This is a genomic window from Ferrigenium straubiae (assembly GCF_051257895.1).
In the GTDB taxonomy this organism is placed as follows: domain Bacteria; phylum Pseudomonadota; class Gammaproteobacteria; order Burkholderiales; family Gallionellaceae; genus Gallionella; species Gallionella straubiae.
In genome coordinates this window covers 2,143,914-2,161,732 of the sequence record NZ_CP194331.1, presented here as the reverse complement: position 1 = coordinate 2,161,732, position 17,819 = coordinate 2,143,914, and the positions used below count along the sequence as shown (strand labels likewise).

18 protein-coding genes are annotated in these 17,819 nt (G+C 58.6%); 8 read left to right on the top strand and 10 right to left on the bottom strand.

The genetic code is table 11. The features are described from left to right. The first annotated feature begins 95 nt into the window (after positions 1-95). Genes ACRRNM_RS10480 through ACRRNM_RS10470 form a run of 3 tightly spaced genes read left to right on the top strand, consistent with a single transcriptional unit; the run spans position 96 to position 2,425 of the window. Positions 96-1,034 carry a carbohydrate kinase family protein gene (locus ACRRNM_RS10480; RefSeq protein WP_435628166.1) on the top strand — a complete coding sequence of 313 codons (939 nt, stop codon included), beginning with the start codon at positions 96-98 and terminating at the stop codon, positions 1,032-1,034. Between the two features lie 3 nt (positions 1,035-1,037). Further along, positions 1,038-1,541, top strand: a complete 504-nt coding sequence (locus tag ACRRNM_RS10475; RefSeq protein WP_435628165.1) for a hypothetical protein — start codon at positions 1,038-1,040, stop codon at positions 1,539-1,541. Beyond that, on the top strand, positions 1,541-2,425 hold the full coding sequence (locus tag ACRRNM_RS10470; RefSeq protein ID WP_435628164.1) for a fructosamine kinase family protein: 885 nt from the start codon (positions 1,541-1,543) through the stop codon (positions 2,423-2,425). The genes ACRRNM_RS10475 and ACRRNM_RS10470 overlap by 1 nt, the downstream gene beginning before the upstream one ends. A gap of 3 nt (positions 2,426-2,428) precedes the next feature. Here ACRRNM_RS10470 and ACRRNM_RS10465 read toward each other — a convergent pair whose 3' ends face one another. The 4 genes from ACRRNM_RS10465 to ACRRNM_RS10450 all read right to left on the bottom strand — a co-directional run bounded on the left by ACRRNM_RS10465 (position 2,429) and on the right by ACRRNM_RS10450 (position 7,051). Beyond that, complete coding sequence (locus ACRRNM_RS10465) at positions 2,429-3,388, bottom strand: GDP-L-fucose synthase family protein (protein ID WP_435628674.1); 960 nt, start codon at positions 3,386-3,388, stop codon at positions 2,429-2,431. A 19-nt stretch (positions 3,389-3,407) separates the two neighbouring features. Next, the gene (gmd, locus tag ACRRNM_RS10460; RefSeq protein ID WP_435628163.1) at positions 3,408-4,502 is read right to left on the bottom strand and encodes a GDP-mannose 4,6-dehydratase; all 1,095 of its coding nucleotides are present in this window, start codon (positions 4,500-4,502) and stop codon (positions 3,408-3,410) included. 21 nt (positions 4,503-4,523) lie between these two features. Continuing rightward, positions 4,524-5,972 carry a mannose-1-phosphate guanylyltransferase/mannose-6-phosphate isomerase gene (locus ACRRNM_RS10455; protein WP_435628162.1) on the bottom strand — a complete coding sequence of 483 codons (1,449 nt, stop codon included), beginning with the start codon at positions 5,970-5,972 and terminating at the stop codon, positions 4,524-4,526. Positions 5,973-6,229: 257 nt separating this feature from the next. Beyond that, positions 6,230-7,051: a symmetrical bis(5'-nucleosyl)-tetraphosphatase gene (locus tag ACRRNM_RS10450; protein ID WP_435628161.1), complete on the bottom strand. Its 822-nt coding sequence runs from the start codon at positions 7,049-7,051 to the stop codon at positions 6,230-6,232. A 60-nt stretch (positions 7,052-7,111) separates the two neighbouring features. On the opposite strand from ACRRNM_RS10450, the gene ACRRNM_RS10445 reads away from it, so the two are divergent. The 4 genes from ACRRNM_RS10445 to rfaQ are packed head-to-tail and all read left to right on the top strand — an operon-like array spanning position 7,112 to position 10,722. Next, a complete protein-coding gene (locus tag ACRRNM_RS10445) occupies positions 7,112-8,044 on the top strand; it encodes a UDP-glucuronic acid decarboxylase family protein (RefSeq protein ID WP_435628160.1) in 933 nt (310 codons plus the stop codon). A gap of 42 nt (positions 8,045-8,086) precedes the next feature. Continuing rightward, complete coding sequence (locus tag ACRRNM_RS10440) at positions 8,087-8,794, top strand: DUF268 domain-containing protein (RefSeq protein ID WP_435628159.1); 708 nt, start codon at positions 8,087-8,089, stop codon at positions 8,792-8,794. 60 nt (positions 8,795-8,854) lie between these two features. Further along, positions 8,855-9,613 (top strand): FkbM family methyltransferase, encoded by a 759-nt coding sequence (locus tag ACRRNM_RS10435; RefSeq protein WP_435628158.1) that lies wholly within the window; start codon positions 8,855-8,857, stop codon positions 9,611-9,613. 29 nt (positions 9,614-9,642) lie between these two features. Next, on the top strand, positions 9,643-10,722 hold the full coding sequence (gene rfaQ, locus ACRRNM_RS10430) for a putative lipopolysaccharide heptosyltransferase III (RefSeq protein ID WP_435628157.1): 1,080 nt from the start codon (positions 9,643-9,645) through the stop codon (positions 10,720-10,722). Here the strand turns inward: rfaQ and ACRRNM_RS10425 are convergent. The 6 genes from ACRRNM_RS10425 to ACRRNM_RS10400 all read right to left on the bottom strand — a co-directional run bounded on the left by ACRRNM_RS10425 (position 10,702) and on the right by ACRRNM_RS10400 (position 16,074). Then, positions 10,702-11,544, bottom strand: coding sequence for an FkbM family methyltransferase (locus ACRRNM_RS10425; RefSeq protein WP_435628156.1), 843 nt, complete (start codon positions 11,542-11,544; stop codon positions 10,702-10,704). The genes rfaQ and ACRRNM_RS10425 overlap by 21 nt on opposite strands. Positions 11,545-11,625: 81 nt before the next feature. Then, positions 11,626-12,264 carry a hypothetical protein gene (locus tag ACRRNM_RS10420; RefSeq protein ID WP_435628155.1) on the bottom strand — a complete coding sequence of 213 codons (639 nt, stop codon included), beginning with the start codon at positions 12,262-12,264 and terminating at the stop codon, positions 11,626-11,628. Between the two features lie 18 nt (positions 12,265-12,282). Further along, a complete protein-coding gene (locus ACRRNM_RS10415; protein WP_435628154.1) occupies positions 12,283-13,425 on the bottom strand; it encodes a CgeB family protein in 1,143 nt (380 codons plus the stop codon). Between the two features lie 14 nt (positions 13,426-13,439). Next, positions 13,440-14,381 carry a hypothetical protein gene (locus tag ACRRNM_RS10410; RefSeq protein WP_435628153.1) on the bottom strand — a complete coding sequence of 314 codons (942 nt, stop codon included), beginning with the start codon at positions 14,379-14,381 and terminating at the stop codon, positions 13,440-13,442. Next, positions 14,381-15,184, bottom strand: coding sequence for a hypothetical protein (locus tag ACRRNM_RS10405; RefSeq protein ID WP_435628152.1), 804 nt, complete (start codon positions 15,182-15,184; stop codon positions 14,381-14,383). The genes ACRRNM_RS10410 and ACRRNM_RS10405 overlap by 1 nt, the downstream gene beginning before the upstream one ends. A gap of 8 nt (positions 15,185-15,192) precedes the next feature. After that, positions 15,193-16,074, bottom strand: coding sequence for a glycosyltransferase family 2 protein (locus ACRRNM_RS10400; RefSeq protein WP_435628151.1), 882 nt, complete (start codon positions 16,072-16,074; stop codon positions 15,193-15,195). 258 nt (positions 16,075-16,332) lie between these two features. Between ACRRNM_RS10400 and ACRRNM_RS10395 the strand changes: the two genes are divergently transcribed. Further along, positions 16,333-17,817: an MBOAT family O-acyltransferase gene (locus ACRRNM_RS10395; protein WP_435628150.1), complete on the top strand. Its 1,485-nt coding sequence runs from the start codon at positions 16,333-16,335 to the stop codon at positions 17,815-17,817. Positions 17,818-17,819: the final 2 nt, after the last annotated feature.

Here is a 17,819-nt window from a genome sequence, read left to right as displayed (position 1 = left end):
TGGCGGGATTATGCCTTATCGCACCGTTCGCCGCAGCAGACAACCGCCGCTCCAGTGATACAATTTGCGCCTCTCAATCTATTTAGGGTTTTGCGATGCACACGCTGATTTGCGGTTCGATGGCCTACGACACCATCATGGTGTTCCAGGATCAATTCAAGAAACACATCCTGCCCGAGAAGATCCACATCCTGAACGTCGCCTTTCTCGTCCCGGAGATGCGCCGCGAGTTCGGCGGCTGCGCGGGCAACATCGCGTACAACCTGAAGCTGCTCGGCGGCAAGCCGATGATCATGGCGACGGTGGGCGACGACTTCGACCCCTATGCGGCGCGCCTGGAAAAGCTCGGCCTGTCGCAGGCGCATATCCGCCATGTGCGGGACAGCTACACCGGCCAGGCGTTCATCACCACCGACCTGGACGACAACCAGATCACCGCCTTCCATCCCGGCGCGATGAGTTTCTCCGAGCGCAACCATGTCGGCGACGCGGAGAACGTCAGCCTCGGCATCGTCTCGCCGGACGGTCGCGAGGGCATGCTGCAGCACGCGCGCGAATTCCGCGAGGCGGGCATCCCGTGGATATTCGACCCGGGCCAGGGCATGCCGATGTTCGGCAAGGATGAACTGCTGCGCTTCATCGAGCAGGCCGACTATGTGACGGTGAACGACTACGAGGCGCAACTGCTGCAGGACAAGACCGGCAAGAAGATCGAGGAACTCGCCAAAATGACGCGCGCCTTCATCATGACCCGCGGCGGCGAAGGCTCGACCATCTACGCCGGCGGCAAGGAGATCGCCATCCCCTGCGCCAAGGCAGCCGCGCTGACCGACCCTACCGGCTGCGGCGACGCGTACCGCGCCGGCCTGCTGCACGGCATCCAGCAAGGCTGGGACTGGGAAACCACCGGACGCCTGGCCTCGCTGCTCGGCACCATCAAGATCGCGAGCCGCGGCGGGCAGAACCATGCGCCTACCCGCGACGAACTGAGGGCGCAGTTCAAGCAGCACTTCGGCTTCGACGTGCCGCTGTAAATCATGCGCATCCTTCCGCTCCTCATCGCCCTGCTGCTGGCCGGATGCGCCAGCGACCGGCAGGGCGGCGTCGGCAGCAATGGCGACGCCAACAATGTCGCCACCATCAAGCGCGGCGTGGTTGAAAGCGTCACGCCGATCGAACTGGACGCGAGCTCCGGCGGCGGCACCTCCCTCGGCGGCCTGTTCGGCCAGGTCGGCGGCTCGAATACCGGCGGCGGGCGCGGGGCAGTAGTCGGCACCATCCTCGGCGGCGTGCTCGGCAGCACGCTCGGCAACCAGTCCGGCATCGCCACCAAATCCGGCCTGGAAATCTGGGTCAAGCTGGACGGCGAGGAAGGCAAGAGCACCTACGTGATGCAGCCCGGCAAGCCGGACGAGTTCAAGGTCGGCGAGCGCGTGCGCGTGTTGCGCAAGCGTGGCGAGGCGCGCGTCGAGCATGAGACCGCGGCCGAAACGCCGAAAGAACCGGCCAAAGACACCCCGAAAGAACCACCCAAGCCCTGATGACGGATTGGCCGGCCATCTCGGCCGCCATCGCCTCGGCGACACGGCAGCCCTTCCGGCTCATGTCACATGCGGCAACCGGCGGCGGCTGCATCAACCAGACTTTTCTCATCTGCGGGCAGGACGGGCGGCAGTTCTTCGTCAAGCTCAACGACGCGCGCCATCAACCGATGTTCGCCGCGGAGGCGGCCGGCCTCGAAGCCATCGCCGCGACGCAAACCCTCCGCGTGCCGCAACCAATTGCGCACGGCACGGCAGGCGCGCATAGCTTCCTCGTGCTGGAATACCTGGAACTGAATCCGCGCGGCGATGCGCGCCTCCTCGGCGCACAGCTCGCCGCGCTGCATCGCAGCACGAACGAACGATTCGGCTTCGCGCAGGACAACTTCATCGGCACGACGCCGCAGCCGAACGGCTGGGAAGATAATTGGATAACGTTCTGGCGCGAGCAACGCCTCGGCTTCCAGTTACGCCTCGTGGCGCGGAACGGCCACGGCGGCAGGCTGCAGACGCTCGGCGAGAAGCTGCTCGATACCCTGCCCGCCTTCTTCACGGGCTACACCCCGCAGCCCGCACTGCTGCACGGCGACCTGTGGAGCGGCAATCACGCCTTCCTCGCGGACGGCACGCCGGTGGTCTTCGACTCAGCACCCTACTACGGCGACCGCGAATGCGATCTCGCGATGACCGAGCTGTTCGGCGGCTACCCCGCCGATTTCTACGCCGCCTATCGCGCCGCATATCCGCTGGATGCGGGCTATGCGGTGCGCAGGGGGTTGTATAACTTGTACCACATCCTCAACCATACGAATCTTTTCGGCGGAGGGTATGCGCGGCAGGCGGAGGAGATGATGGTGGAGTTGCTGGCGGAAATTACAGGGTAATGACTAGTGGGCGCTTTTCAAATAGTCTGCGTATGCCTGCTTTATGCCTTTTTCCAGCGGCACCGTTGCTGACCAGCCCAATCCGGCCATGCGGCCAACATCCAGCAGCTTGCGAGGAGCTCCATCCGGCTTTGCAGTATCAAACACAAGCTCACCATCGAACCCGACCACCCTCTTGACCAATTCAGCCAGTTCCCGGATCGTCAGGTCCGCTCCGCAACCGATATTCACGAGTGGCGGCCGATCTTGGGCAAATAAACCAGCTGCCTGCCTTTCAGGCAAATTCATGAGGTACAAACAGGCATCTGCCATGTCATCGCTGTAAAGGAACTCCCGCCGTGGCGCGCCGGTACCCCAAACGACCACTTCCTTGTCGCCGCGCTGTTTGGCTTCGTGAATCTTGCGGATCAATGCAGGCAGTACATGTGAGTTTTCCAGGTCGTAATTGTCGCCCGGCCCATACAAATTGGTTGGCATAACGGCAAGGTACTTCGTGCCGTATTGGCGATTATATGACCAGCACATTTCAATACCGGCTATCTTGGCCACCGCATAAGGCCGGTTGGTCGGCTCGAGCGGACCGGTAAGCAGATATTCTTCCCTGATGGGCTGCGGGCAGTCTCTCGGATAGATGCAGGACGAACCCAGAAACAACAGGCGTTTGACCTTGCTGCACCAGGCCTCATGGATGACATTGGTCTGGATCGCCAGGTTCTGCCGGATGAATTCTGCAGGGTAGGTATTATTGGCAAGGATGCCGCCCACTTTTGCTGCAGCCAGCAGGACATATTCCGGTTTTTCCGCAGAAAAAAAGTCGCGCACCGCGGCCTGGTCGGTCAAGTCAAGCTCGGTGTGTGTACGCGTAATGAGTTTATGGTAGCCCCTGGCTTGCAGTTGCCGCATCAAGGCGGAGCCGGCCAGGCCACGATGGCCCGCGATGTAAATCTTGCTATCTTGTTCCATGAGGGGAAAGGCAGGCAGGTTATTCGTGATGTCCCACGGCATTGTAGCCATGTCTCTTCACCAGTTCGTCGCGCTCCGCCCCCTTGAGGTCTTCGCGCACCATTTCGCTCACCAGCTCATCAAATGTAATCTTTGGCGTCCAGCCGAGCTTGTTCTTCGCTTTGCTGGCATCGCCCAGCAGCGTCTCCACTTCTGTAGGCCGGAAGTAGCGCGGATCAACGGCAACGATGCATTTTCCGGCGTCGTCGAAGCCCTTCTCTTCCACCCCCTTGCCGCGCCAGGTAATGTCCATGCCGAGTTCCCTGGCCGCCGCATTCACGAAATCGCGCACGCTGTATTGCACGCCGCTGGCGATGACGAAATCTTCCGGCTGTTCCTGTTGCAGCATCAGCCATTGCATCTCGACATAGTCCCTGGCGTGCCCCCAGTCGCGCAGCGCATTCAGGTTGCCGAGATAGAGGCATTCCTGAAGGCCTAGCTTGATGCGCGCCAGCGCGCGCGTGATCTTGCGCGTGACGAAGGTCTCGCCGCGTATCGGCGACTCGTGGTTGAACAGGATGCCGTTGCAGGCATACATGCCATAGGCTTCGCGGTAATTGACGGTGATCCAGTAGGCATAGAGCTTGGCCACCGCATAGGGGCTGCGCGGATAGAACGGCGTCGTCTCCTTCTGCGGTGTTTCCTGCACCAAGCCATACAGCTCAGAAGTGGATGCCTGATAGAAGCGGGTTTTCTTTTCCATGCCGAGGATGCGGATCGCTTCCAGGATGCGCAAGGCGCCCAGCGCATCGGAGTTGGCCGTGTATTCCGGCTCTTCGAACGACACCGCCACGTGGCTTTGTGCCGCAAGGTTGTATATCTCGTCCGGCTGCACCTTCTGGATGATATGCGCCAGGCTGGAAGAATCGGTCATGTCGCCGTGATGCAGGAAGAACGGCAGGCCTTTCTCATGCATGTCGTGAAACAGGTGATCGATGCGAGCGGTGTTGAACATGGAGCTGCGGCGCTTCATTCCGTGCACCTCATAGCCTTTGTCGAGCAACAGTTCGGCAAGGTATGCGCCGTCCTGGCCGGTCACGCCGGTAATCAAGGCAACTTTTTTGGCCTGGCTCATTCGATACTCCTTCCTGTGCGGCTATCTGCCGTAGTTGTCTTCGTAACGCTGAATATCGTCTTCCCCAAGGTATTCACCGACCTGGATTTCAACGATATGCAGCGGTTCGGTACCCAGATTCTCGAGTCGGTGTGTTGCGCCTATCGGAATGTAGGTGCTCTGGTTTTTCCGCACCGTAATTACCTCGTCGCCGTTGGTGACGGTTGCGGTGCCTGACACCACCACCCAGTGTTCGGAGCGCCGACTATGACTCTGCAGGCTGAGGCGCGCACCAGGGGCAACCTCAATGCGCTTGATTTTGAAGCCATCCGGATCTTCCTCGAGGACAGTATAACTGCCCCATGGCCGGTTGACCTTGGCATGATAGACATGCTCGGTGGCACCGTTTTTATGCAGGATATCGACGACTTCGCGCACGCGCTGCGTCTGGTCGCTCTTTGAAACGAGCACGGCGTCGGCGGTTTCGACAACGCAAATATCCTCAAGGCCGATGGCGGCAACCAGCCTTTTCTCGGCGCGAACCAAGCTGTTTTTGCAGCCCAGCGCGATGACGTTGCCCTGCAGGGCATTGCCGTTTTCATCCTTGCTGGAGATTTCATGCACGGCCTGCCAGCTTCCCACATCATTCCAGCCGATATCGCAGGGGATCAGCGATACGTGGCCGGATTTTTCCAGTACGCCGTAATCGATGGAGATGGAAGGCATGGCCGCAAAATGCCTATCGACGGCCTGCTGGAACGTTCCTGCAGCGCGGCTCTCGGCAACGATGGCTTGAATCACTTCATATACTGCCGGCAGGTATTGCCGAATTTCAGCAAGGATCACCGAGGCACGCCAGACAAACATGCCCGAGTTCCAGTAGTAATTGCCTTCCCTTATGAATTGTTCGGCAGTGGCTCTGTCCGGTTTTTCGGTAAACCGCTCGACTTCATAGACGCCGGAGGCATGAACCAGGCCGCCCCTGATTTTGATGTAGCCAAACCCGGTATCCGGCCGGGTGGGCTGGATGCCGAAAGTGACGAGCTTGCCGCTTTCGGCGGCTTCAATCGCAGCACCTAAATGCGCGCGGAAACGCACCTCATCCTTGATGACGTGGTCGGCCGGCAGCACGACCATGATGGGGTCGGAACCATCTGACATCAGATAAGCCGCCGCCAGTGCGATGGCTGGCGCGGTGTTGCGACCGACGGGTTCAAAGATGCTCTGATAAGGCTGGAGGGCGTGATAGGCCTCGCCTTTGGCAAGTGCCTCCTGGGTAACGATCAGGATATTTTCGGCATCGATTAGCGGGGACAGGCGGTCGATGGTGGCTTGAAGCAACGATACGTCGCCATCCAGTGGAAGAAATTGCTTGGGCAAGTGCTGACGCGATAGCGGCCACAGGCGGCTACCACTGCCGCCTGCAAGAATAGTCGCGCAAATATCTTTCTGTTTCAAAAAACTGCCCATCGAATTAAAAATATCGAACAAACCGATGACACTCCCATATGCCGCCCTTGCTTGACATTGCATACCGATGGTGTGCCCAACTCAAGAGATTGGAAATGCAGGAAGAGATGAAAACTGATGGTCCGCTCCTTCCAATGGCGTTGTTACACGGAACGCCACCTCTGCATGGGAGCATTATAAAGCCACAGTTGATTATTAAGATGCCAAATAAAACTTTTCTCAAACAGTCTGATGGCCAACCGGCGGTATACAGGGGGGTAATAGTACCTGCGTAGTCATCACCAATGCTTCGCCACCGGGTTGTTGCAAGCTGCCTGGAACAGCTGCCGGTCGTCGAGCCGGATGGCGCTCATCGTGCCGCCCCACAGGCAGCCGGTGTCGAGCGCGATGACGTTTTTGCGGAGCAGCAGGCCGAGCGCCGACCAGTGGCCGAAGACAACGGTGGCATCGCGGCTGGCGCGATCGGGGATATCGAACCACGGCAGGTAGCCTTGCGGGATGTCCGGCATCTCGCCCTTGAACTTGAATTCCATCTCGCCCTCCACCGTGCAGATGCGCATGCGGGTGAAGGCGTTGACGATGACGCGCAGGCGCTTGTAGCCGGTGAGGCTGTCGTCCCAGCCATGCGGGGCGTTGCCGTACATATGCTCGAGGAAGGTGACGTAGTCGTCGGCACGCAGCGCGGCCTCGACTTTGCGCGCGAGGCTCGCGGCCTGCGCCACGCTCCATTGCGGCAGCAGCCCGGCGTGCACGAGCACGTAGCTTCCCTCGGCATGCAGCAGGAGCCTATGGCGCAGCCAGTGCAGCAGTTCGTCGCGGTCCGGCGCGTTGAGGATGCCGTCCAGGGTGTCGGTGCGGTGCAGTTCGCCGATGCCTTCCGCGACGGCGATCAGGTGCAGGTCGTGGTTGCCGAGCACGGTGATCGCGCTGTCACCTAACGACCGGACCAGCCGCAGCACCTCCAGCGAGCCCGGCCCGCGGTTCACCAGGTCGCCGACCAGCCACAGCCTGTCCTGCGCCGGGTCGAAGCGCACCTGCTCCAGCAACTGCGCCAGCTCGTCATAGCAGCCCTGCACATCGCCCACCGCATAAATCGCCATCGCGCTTTCCCGCCGTGTTTACCTGTAAAATAGCGTAACAGATTTTTCAGGAAGGGCACGATGAAACGCATATTGGTTACCGGGGGCGCCGGTTTTCTGGGCTCCCATCTTTGCGACCGGCTGATCAGGGATGGCAACGATGTCCTGTGCGTCGACAATTTCTTCACCGGCAGCAAGACGAACATCGCGCACCTGGTCGGCAATCCCTATTTCGAGCTCATGCGCCACGATGTCACCTTCCCGCTGTACGTGGAGGTCGATGAAATATACAACCTCGCGTGCCCGGCCTCGCCGGTGCACTACCAGTTCGACCCGGTGCAGACGACCAAGACCAGCGTGCACGGCGCGATCAACATGCTCGGCCTCGCCAAGCGGGTCAAGGCGCGGATTTTCCAGGCCTCGACCTCCGAGGTGTACGGCGACCCGGTGATGCATCCGCAGCAGGAAAGCTACTGGGGCAACGTCAATCCCATCGGCCCGCGCTCCTGCTACGACGAAGGCAAGCGCTGCGCCGAGACCCTGTTCTTTGACTACTACCGCCAGCACAACCTGAGCATCAAGGTCGCGCGCATCTTCAATACCTACGGCCCGAGGATGCACCCCAACGACGGGCGGGTCGTGAGCAACTTCATCGTGCAGGCCCTCCGCAGCGAGGACATCACGATCTACGGCGACGGGCAGCAGACCCGCAGCTTCTGCTACGTGGACGACATGATCGAGGGCTTCATCCGCCTGATGGGCTCCGATGAGTCGCTCACCGGGCCGGTCAACCTTGGCAACCCGGGCGAGTACACCATGCTCGAACTGGCGGAAACCATCCTCAGGATCGCCGGCTCAAGCAGCAAGCTGGTTCACAAGCCGCTGCCCCAGGACGATCCCCGCCAGAGGCAGCCGGACATCACCCTTGCGCAGGGCACGCTCGGTTGGGCGCCGCGAGTCCATCTGGAAGACGGGCTCAAGGAAACCGTGGATTACTTCCGCAGGATCTTGTAGTCCAAAACGCATGTTGATCCCCCCATTCAGAAACTCCTCAAAATGAAATTCAAGCTCAGGCTCAAAAATATCCCGAAATATGCTTCGTTCTTTTCCGAACTTCGCCAGTACAAGAGCATGGAAGGCGCGGAAGACATCTCCATGCGCGACTTATATCCGATATTGGATGAGCGGACTTCGACGACTGCATTCGACACGCACTATTTTTATCAGGATATATGGGCCTTCCGGAAAATACTCGAGAGCGGCGTCGAAGCTCACGTCGACGTCGGCTCCAAGGTCGATTACGTGGGCTTCCTTTCCACGATCACCCGGGTAACTTTCATTGACATTCGACCGTTGGTCACCGACTTGCCCAACCTTGATAGCAAGCCGGGCTCCATCCTCGGAATGCCCTATCCGGACGGATCGGTTTCTTCGCTTTCATGCCTGCACGTAGCCGAGCATATCGGGCTGGGCCGCTATGGCGATCCGCTCGATCCATTGGGCACGGTCAAGGCATGCCGGGAGCTTCAGCGGGTTCTCGCCCCCGGCGGGAATCTTTACTTTGGCTTGCCCATCGGCAGGCCACGTGTTTGCTTCAATGCACACCGCATCCACTCCACCGAGCAGATCCTGGAATATTTTTCGGGGCTGAAGCTTGTTGAATTCTCGTTTGTCAACGACAAGGGCCGCTTCCTGAAAGATGTCGACCCCGGCATAGGACGGGACGCAAAATACGGCTGTGGTCTCTTCCAGTTCACAAAATAAGAGAAATTATTCATGGGACTTTACAAAGATTTCCTGGTCAAGATTTCCCGCAATGCCTTTGTGCAGCGCCTGATGGCAAAGCAGGTGCGCGTCCTGAATCACGCCATGGGAATCGGCTCGGGCGGCGACTTCTGCAACAGCGGTGAATTCGTGGTATTCGACTTATTGAGCCGGCATTGCCAGCCCCCTTATTGCATTTTCGATGTCGGCGCCAACAAGGGCCAGTTCCTCAAATTCACCCTGGAAAAAACCAAGGGTAAGGATTGCCAGATCCATTGCTTTGAACCCGGCCGCGAAACCTTCAAGATACTGACGGCCAACAGCCCCATCGATCCGAAAATAATACTGAACAACGTCGGGCTGGGAAAAGAGCGTACCGAGATGGTCTTGTATTACAACGCGCAGGGCGCCGAGGGTGCATCCCTTACCAAAAGGGATCTGGATCACTACGGAATTCACTTTGACCAGTCCGAGACCGTCAGGATAGAAAACCTGGACAATTATTGCGAGGAAAACGGTATCGAGCACATCCACTTGCTGAAGCTCGATATAGAAGGCCATGAACTGGATGCCTTGTACGGCTCAAGAAACATGATCGCAAAAAATGTGATAGATATCATTCTCTTCGAGTTTGGGGGCTGCAATGTCGATACACGCAGATTTTTCCGGGACTACTGGCATTTCTTCAAAGATACGAATATGGATATCTACAGGGTTGCTCCCTCCGGATTTTTAATAAAAATCACCAAATACAACGAGGAATGCGAGCAGTTCCTCGCCTCGAACTTCGTGGCTCTGGCAAAAGACAAGCAAGCATAAAACAGCACAGGATTTATCCCTATCTTCACATGCCCCGCAACATTCTTCTGATCCAATTGGGAGACATCGGTGATGTTGTCCTCACCGCTCCGACGATCCGCGCCGCAAAAGAATCCTGCCCGGGTGCCCGCGTATCCATCCTGGTTTTCAGGCCATATGGCTCCCTGCTGGCCGCCGACCCGAATGTTCACGAAGTCATAGAGACTGCAAGAACCCGCGGCTCCCTGTTCCGCCGCCTGCGCGAGTTTGTTTCATTCGCGCGGCGTCTGCGGCAGAAGCATTACGACTTCGTGATCGATCTGCGGACCGGAGACCGCGGAGCGATCCTCTCGTTCCTTACGGGAGCGCCGGAACGGATCGGCTGCCAGGGAGTCAAGAAGCAGTTCTGGCATGAAGCCCTGTTTACGAAAATCATCCGCGACCTCAAGGTTGCACCGCCGCCCGTTCATCCCGGCGCGGATCAATCCCTGCGCGTCGTGCGCGAGCTTGGCATCACCACGGAAGATTCCACGCCGCGGCTCTACATCGCACCGGACGACCGGCTGCGCGCCACGGCTCTGCTCGAGGAAGCCGGGCTTGCCCCCGGAACCTGCATGGTGACAGTCAATCCATTTTCGCGCTGGAAATACAAGGAATGGGATAATGCGAAATGGAAAGAGGTAATAGACCGGATATGGGAGGCGCATCGCATACCGGCCGTATTGATCGGATCTCCGGAAGAAGCGGCCGGCTGCCAGGACATTGTTGCGGGGCGTGAAGAAAGAGCTTTCAATCTGGCCGGGAAGACCACCCTCGGCGAGCTTGCGGCGGTGATTTCCATGAGCTCGTTGCATCTGGGCGTCGATAGTGCCGCGCCGCACATTGCCGCGGCACTGGACACCCCGACGGTCACGGTACACGGCCCTTCCGACTGGCGGGCATGGCGTGTCATCAACGAGCGCCACCGGATCGTGAGTCCCGTGATGGATTGCCTCCCGTGCAGCATGATGGGATGCGAGGGAAGCGGAAGGAGCCGCTGCCTCGATGAGCTTGCAGCCGAACCCGTCGCCCAAGCCGCCCTTCAAATACTTGAAGAAGAGAGTCGCTGTTCAGAACCCAGAATAAATTGAAACAGGAGTAATCGTATCCATCTGCTTTTTCAACACCACAAAATCATCGTTCTTTTTTCCGAGTAAATTTCTGCCATAGGCCTTAAGTAGACCCCACAACGACGGTTTTCTTAAATCCTTATAAGGTGGCCTGCGGGACAAGTAGCTTGTTCCGTCAAAAGCAGTTATAACATATGTCAAACAGTCAGTTGGCATAATCTCGGCCAGCATTGGCTCATCAAAACCCAGCTTATCGAAATCGGCATTTCTCACGAAGATAAGATTTGCAGTAGTGCAGGCTGCCAGCGAATAATTTTTTGCCTTAGCCAACTTGCAAATGCTCAATGCAGATGAACCGAAATAATTCCCCGGCGCAGCAACCAATTCGACATGTGGAGGAATTGTCGGATTAAACTCAACCAGCACCACTCTTGCGGAAAATAAATTGATTGATTCGAAGACATGGTAGTCATTTCCATCAATGTCGATGGACAGCACGTCAATAATTCGCGGTGCGCCAACCTTCTCCAGAATCGCATCCAGAGTATTCTCGCCCGCGAGGCCGACGTATGCACAACATGCGACAACTTTCTTAAATTCCGCCAAGCTTTTTTCAAGTTGCACCACCTTATCAGGATTGCCTTCTATTAGAACAGCACTCCATGCCTTGTCATGCCACAACTGCCATGTATTGCTGAAATGCTTGCCATCCCATGCCCCAAACTCAACGCAAAACGCATTCTCAATCCCAATACGGTTCAGGATTTCTTCGATAATCCCGTCCTCTCCAAATTGCGAAGTTATATTTTTCTTATAGCCGGATAAATCAGCAGCAGTCTTCATATCAATAACCCTTTTGATAAAACCTGAAATAGTAAAGTCCACTGAAAAGACAGATTAACAACCAATCACCCCTCGGCACCTTCAACAAACCTGGAGTGGAACTACCGTGGCAACGATAATATCGCTCTGCACCCGGATGATATAGCGGCTATCGATCTTCTTGATGCAATTCAAAACTTCCGAAAGATCGGGATGCCCCTCGCGCCCATCGAAAGTCCGCGCGTCGTCAATGAAGATCACATGTCCCCTGATCGGGGATGCTGCAATCTGGTTCAACGAGATAAGGATCGGGTCTTCGATCTCTCCCTTGCCGGTCTCTCCGCCGCTGTAATGACCATCCAGCCAGAACACCGCCGGCTCTCCCAGCGAGGCGAGTATTGCGGGCAATTCCCGTGCACAGTCTCCATGCACGATATGAACATTCTTGTCAGCCGCAAACCGCATGCAGGCTTTTTTGTAGAGCGTCTCGTCAACCTCGATCGAAATCACGTTCGAATACATGTCCTTTATGGCCGCCACCGTATCGCCGAAATAGGTTCCCGTCTCGACAAACACATGCGGGCGGGGGTTCGGGATATTGTGCCGAATCACCGCCAGTTTTACCGACTGTGGCGGCAAGGAATACCCTCCCCGCAGGGTCTCCTCGCAGAAGCGCCGTTCCCGGCGGCGGCGATCATACTGACGTTTCAATGACCGGAAAAATCCTTTTTTTTGCGACATACAGTTCCTCCAATATTCTCAGTCCAGTGCGCCCAGCATCCGGAACACCCGGTCAAAACGCATTTCCCAGCTATGCTCCCGCAAAGCGCGAACCCGGCCTGCGCGGCGGATTATCTCCGCCTGCTCGGGATCGGACAACAGCCAGCGAATTTTTTCCAGGAGATCGCCGAAGCCGGTGTAGGTGACGATCTCGCGGCCGATCTCGTAGAACGGCAGCAGCTCTTCGTGGTGCTCGGTGAGGTAGAGCCCGCCGCTCATCGGCACCTCGAAGTCCCGCCCCTTCAGGCAAAACGTCTCATTGTGCCCCAGCACCCCGCCGAAGCCGAGGTTGATTTTGCTGCGCGACCAGGTGCGCACCATCTCCTCCATGGTCAGCGGGCCGCTCGGCCAGCCGGGGCCGAAGGCTTCCACGCGCACGCCAGCTTCGCGCAGCCTGGCGACGACCCCGGGACGGTTGCCGTAGCATTGCCCGACGAAGGAAACGTCATACACCTTTTCCTCGTCGTAGGGCCGGTGGATGCCCGGATTCGCGCCCTCCGGAAGGTAGAGCGGCGTGGCGCCTTCGACGACGTATTTCTCGAGCGCGTCGATGGTGCTGGTCCAGCACAGATCGAAGTGGCGGCAGATGTCCCTGGCGCCCGCCGCATGACCACCGCGCACCCTGCCGACGAACGTCTCCTTGTCGTTCAGGGCGAGGTTGGCCATCGGCGCACCGAACCCGCGCAGTTTCTCTAGGGCGCCGGAATCCACCTGCTCGCCGGAAAGATAGGTGAACACCGCGTCGAACGGCCGCTCCACAGCCCAGGCCTGCACCGTCCGCAGCAACCCCGCGTTCATTGCCTCCCTCCAGCCGGCATCACCCGGCTGCTTGCCTGCGGCAAGCGCGGGGTCGCGCCAGTCCAGGTGTTTCACCTCCCCGAAAGCCGCCAGCGACGGGCCAAGCGACGGACCTTCCCAGTTGTAGTTGTGGTAGATGGCGAGGATATGCAGATCGCCCTTCGCCTTGGGCGTTCTGCCCGGAAGGCGAAGGGCAATCCGCGCACGGATTTCCGTTTCTCCGGGAATCGAGAGGCCGTGCTGGCAGAAGCTGTTGCGGTAGTGCGTCTCTTCCCGCTCCAGGCGGCGGCGGTTGCGCCATGCGCGGAAGGAGCGTCTGAGCATGCGGAAAGCGCTGCTCATCGGCGGAAGGTATAGAGGCGCGGCCCGGCGGACTTGCTCTCGAGGTCGTTCATCATGTTGAGGATATGTCCCGAATCGATCGCCGGCGCAGAAAAGCGGCGTGCTGCGTCCACGCACACCTCGAGCGCGCCGACGCCTGCTCCCACCATGAAGCAATCCGGATTTTCCGGAACATGCTGAAAAGCCTCTTCGCGCATGAAATCCCATTGCGTGGCGACATAGGAAGCCGGTATCGGCACATGGACCAGCCTGGGGCGCGATCCCGCCCGCTCGAACCATGCTGTGCATGCCGCCTCGTTGAAATCGGAATTGACGACGCACACCGTTTTGCCGTCAACTGCCTTGGCAAACCGGGTGCTCGAAAGGTAGGCGTAGACGCAGTAGAACGGGATGTAGTTTGTTTGTGCAAGCCTGATCTCATGGCGTGCGAGGAATTTCAGGAAATGGATGGCCCAGTCCCTGCCGTCTTTCTTGCCGAACAGGGCACGCAGCCCACGGCGCTCCCGCGTGTTGCCGGGAAAGACCAGCGGCGCCAGGATGCCCGAGGCGGCCAGATAGCGTAGCGCTTCCGCGTGCGCGGGGAATGCCGCCTTGATCGCGGCCACCGATTCGGCCTGCCGGTAGAGGCCGTTGCATTTCAGCGAGCCGCTGTAGAACGCGTACTCCCCGTCGGCAAAACGGACGACCGGAAGGGAGGAGTGATTTTTTATCCCCGCCTCGATGCGGTCGGCAAGCAGCGCTACGTAGGCATCGCCCGACGGCACCGATTCGTGGAACAGGCAGATTTCCTCTTCCCGCTGGCCGGGGGCGTTTCGCGCGAAGACCGGCTCGTTGTCCATGCCTTCGATGGCGAGGCGCGCATAACGGAAGTGTTTGCTGCCCAGAAGGTGCTCAAGGGAGGCTGCGCTCGGCATGCTGTTCGTGTGGAGATTCGTCATTATTCCCCCATCTCCTGCAGAAACTTTTTGTATTTTTCGGCGAACTCGGGATTCAGCGAATTGCTGCACAGGGCAACGTTGTCCGAGAACCTCTCGGTCTTGTAAACATCCACGGTCACGTCCTGAAACACATATGACAGCAGGGCCTTCGTGTTGTGCTCGTCGAACACATGGAAGTGGATGAACGGATATTCCAGGGGATAGGTTTCATGGAACCGCCTCTGCCAGCCGTCTTTTTCGATGGCCGACTGCCGGTAGTCCTCGACGTGGGTGGTATCAGCGTAGCCGGCCCGGTTTTCAAAATCTTCCACGAAGTGCTCCAGAGGGGTCGGCTTCCTGAACCGGTCATAGGTGTAGGCGTAGTGCGGGATGGCATGGAACTGGTGGCCGGTTTTCCTGGTAATGAAGTAGAAGTTGAGCAGCAGCCCGATGGGGTTCGGGGAATGCTCGATCAGGTTCGACGATATTGCGGCGTCGTACCGGTTGTGCAGCTCCGGCATGGCATGGGCATCGTGCATGTCCAGGACTATCGTCTTGCGATCCCTTGGAATTCTCGGACCGTGCACGAGGAACTTGAACTCCTGCTTGAGATGCCGCTTCAGGATGGAGAGGGATTTTGCCGAGGCGGCCCGTCGGCCGGTCTGCAGCACCTTGCCGAAGCCGCCGTCCGGAATATTGATGTCCTCGACCCGGCATCGTCCATAGTCGATCAGCTGGTCGACGGTGCCTCCCGCGCGCGCGACGTGACCCTGTATGTTCTTTTCGACCAGTTGGTCTATATCGGTACCGAGCAATAGCGGCATTCTGTTCCTTAAAAACTGTTTGTTAATTCCGGTGACGCCCCGGCCTCTTCGCGAATCACCCGGTATCTGGCTAATTTCCCCTGCGCTTCAGTTTTGTCCGGCATCACCGGCATCAGCAAGCGGATGGAAAGAATGCGCCAGAATGCCCGGCGGCGCTGCCTCTGGCACAGCCTCCTCACGGTCTCCGGGCGGTAGTGCTTGCGGTAAAAGAGCAATTCCGCACGAATCTTCTTCCTCACGACCTCCGCCGGAAGGGTGGCGCGCTCGCTCTGCCCCCCGTGATGCATGATGACTGCGTCGTCGATAAAGCCGATCTCGAAGCCGCGCTTGCGGATTCTCAGGCAAAGATCCTGGTCCTCGCCGTACAGGAAAAAATCCTCATCGAACCCGCCGATTTCGCGCAACAGGCTCGCGCTGGCGATCTGGCAGGCCCCCAGCACGCAGGCAATGCTCCCGGGAAGGGCGCCAAGGTCTGAAGCTCCGTACCGGTGTCCCGGATAACGGTCTGATGCCGAGTCCTGCCGTGTCCCGTCCGGATTGAGCACCCTGGGGCCCGCGAGGCCCACTTCCGGATGCGCATCCATGTAGGTAGCCATCCTGAAAAAAGAGTCCGGCTCAACCGTGGTGTCGGGGTTCAGGAAGATCACATAGCGGCCGCTGCATTCCCGTAGCGCCTGGTTGTTTGCGGCCCCGAAACCGCGGTTCGCCTCGTTGGCGATGAGCCTCACACCGGGAAATTTCTCGTGGACAATCGCGGCGCTCCCGTCCTGCGAGGCATTGTCGACAACAAAGACCTCATAGCTGACCCGCTGCGACGCAAAGACGGATTCCAGGCAGGCAACCGTCAGGTCGGCAGTGTTGTATGACACGATAATGATAGAGACATCCATAAATTGTTGCGCGCTGCCCTACCCCTGCATTCCGTATCCCTCAACCCGCTCATTATGCAGCATCCCGCCCCCGCAAACCAGTTTCCCCCCACCGCATCGGGCGGCAATGCCCCGGTATCGATTGAATTTTCCCGCAGTCATGCGGGCATCGGCCGGCCGTATTTCGCTGTAGAATGGTGCAATAAATTTTTGCGTCGCTCGGTAAAACCTCCGCCTCTTGCCTGACACCCGTTCCATGCTGAAAGATCGCGCTGCCTGATGCTGTTCAACTCCTACGGATTCATCTTCCTCTATCTGCCCGTCGTGTTGCTGGGATTCTTCTGGCTGGCGCGGCTGAGCCACGCCTTTGCCGCGGGGTGGCTGGCCCTTGCCTCGCTGTTCTTCTATGGCTACTGGAACCCGGCCTATATCGGTCTGCTGTCAGGCTCCATCATCGGCAACTACGCCTTCGGGATGTGGATTGCCAAGGCAGGCGTCAGTCATAAAGACCGGCGCAAAAAGGGGCTGCTGATCGCGGCGATTGCCTCCAACCTGGCGTTGCTGGCCTATTATAAGTATGCGAATTTCTTCGTCGCCAGCGTCAATGCCGCGGCGGGCACGCAATGGAGCTTGGGCGAGATCATGCTGCCCTTGGGCATTTCTTTCTTCACCTTCACCCAGATCGCCTTCCTGGTGGATACCTATCAGGGCAAGGTGAAGGAGTACAACTTCGTCCACTACCTGCTGTTCGTCACCTATTTCCCGCACCTGATTGCCGGCCCGATATTGCACCACAAGGAGATGATGCCACAATTCGCGCATGCTTCGACTTACCGCGTCAATTGGGAACATGTCGCCACCGGCTTGCTACTGTTCACGCTGGGGCTGTGCAAGAAGGTGCTCTGGGCGGATTCGCTCGCGCCGTTCGCCACGGCCATTTTCGACGGCGCGCGGCATGCCATGACGACAGGCACGCTGCCTACCATTTATGAGGCATGGTCGGGCGCGCTGGCCTACACCCTGCAAATCTACTTCGATTTCTCCGGCTATACCGACATGGCGCTGGGGGTCGCGCTGATGTTCGGCATCCGCCTGCCCATCAATTTCAACTCGCCCTACAAGGCGACCAGCATCATCGAATTCTGGCGGCGCTGGCATATGACGCTGTCGCGCTTCCTGCGCGACTATCTGTATATTCCGCTGGGCGGCAACCGCAAAGGCAAGCTGCGCCGTTACCTGAACCTGATGACTACGATGCTGCTCGGCGGGCTGTGGCACGGCGCAGGCTGGACGTTCGTGGTCTGGGGCGCGCTGCACGGCGCGTATCTCGCCATCAATCATCTGTGGCGCGAGATTACCGGAGAAAGGCTCGCGCGCATTCCCAATTGGCTGGGCGCGCTGGCGGGAGGCGCGCTCACCTTCATCGCCGTTGTCGCCGCATGGGTGGTATTCCGCGCGGACAGCATGGCACATGCGCTGTTCATCCTCAAGGCGATGTTCGGCATCGCCTCGCGCCCGATCTCGTTCGATGCCGTAATCCACGGCAACCTGCTGCTGCTCACCGACGTGTCGGGGCGCGACCTGATGCGCCTGCTGGTTCCGGGCCTGCTCTGGGTATGGCTGCTGCCGAATTCTTCCCGTATCCGCTTCGTCAAGGGCAGTATGTTGCTGGCGCTGCTGCAGGCCGCCATCGTGTTCGGCATGTTGTATCTTGCGGTAGACCAGTTCGGCAGTTACAGCCCATTTCTTTACTTCCAGTTCTGACC

What these genes read in the sequence shown, in the direction of transcription:
- ACRRNM_RS10410 (WP_435628153.1), bottom strand. Translation starts at nt 14,381, where the DNA reads ATGACGAATCTCCACACGAACAGCATGCCGAGCGCAGCCTCCCTTGAG.
- gmd (WP_435628163.1), bottom strand. Translation starts at nt 4,502, where the DNA reads ATGAGCCAGGCCAAAAAAGTTGCCTTGATTACCGGCGTGACCGGCCAG.
- ACRRNM_RS10405 (WP_435628152.1), bottom strand. Translation starts at nt 15,184, where the DNA reads ATGCCGCTATTGCTCGGTACCGATATAGACCAACTGGTCGAAAAGAAC.
- ACRRNM_RS10475 (WP_435628165.1), top strand. Translation starts at nt 1,038, where the DNA reads ATGCGCATCCTTCCGCTCCTCATCGCCCTGCTGCTGGCCGGATGCGCC.
- ACRRNM_RS10450 (WP_435628161.1), bottom strand. Translation starts at nt 7,051, where the DNA reads ATGGCGATTTATGCGGTGGGCGATGTGCAGGGCTGCTATGACGAGCTG.
- ACRRNM_RS10445 (WP_435628160.1), top strand. Translation starts at nt 7,112, where the DNA reads ATGAAACGCATATTGGTTACCGGGGGCGCCGGTTTTCTGGGCTCCCAT.
- ACRRNM_RS10425 (WP_435628156.1), bottom strand. Translation starts at nt 11,544, where the DNA reads ATGAAGACTGCTGCTGATTTATCCGGCTATAAGAAAAATATAACTTCG.
- ACRRNM_RS10440 (WP_435628159.1), top strand. Translation starts at nt 8,087, where the DNA reads ATGAAATTCAAGCTCAGGCTCAAAAATATCCCGAAATATGCTTCGTTC.
- rfaQ (WP_435628157.1), top strand. Translation starts at nt 9,643, where the DNA reads ATGCCCCGCAACATTCTTCTGATCCAATTGGGAGACATCGGTGATGTT.
- ACRRNM_RS10470 (WP_435628164.1), top strand. Translation starts at nt 1,541, where the DNA reads ATGACGGATTGGCCGGCCATCTCGGCCGCCATCGCCTCGGCGACACGG.
- ACRRNM_RS10395 (WP_435628150.1), top strand. Translation starts at nt 16,333, where the DNA reads ATGCTGTTCAACTCCTACGGATTCATCTTCCTCTATCTGCCCGTCGTG.
- ACRRNM_RS10400 (WP_435628151.1), bottom strand. Translation starts at nt 16,074, where the DNA reads ATGGATGTCTCTATCATTATCGTGTCATACAACACTGCCGACCTGACG.
- ACRRNM_RS10465 (WP_435628674.1), bottom strand. Translation starts at nt 3,388, where the DNA reads ATGGAACAAGATAGCAAGATTTACATCGCGGGCCATCGTGGCCTGGCC.
- ACRRNM_RS10420 (WP_435628155.1), bottom strand. Translation starts at nt 12,264, where the DNA reads ATGTCGCAAAAAAAAGGATTTTTCCGGTCATTGAAACGTCAGTATGAT.
- ACRRNM_RS10480 (WP_435628166.1), top strand. Translation starts at nt 96, where the DNA reads ATGCACACGCTGATTTGCGGTTCGATGGCCTACGACACCATCATGGTG.
- ACRRNM_RS10415 (WP_435628154.1), bottom strand. Translation starts at nt 13,425, where the DNA reads ATGCTCAGACGCTCCTTCCGCGCATGGCGCAACCGCCGCCGCCTGGAG.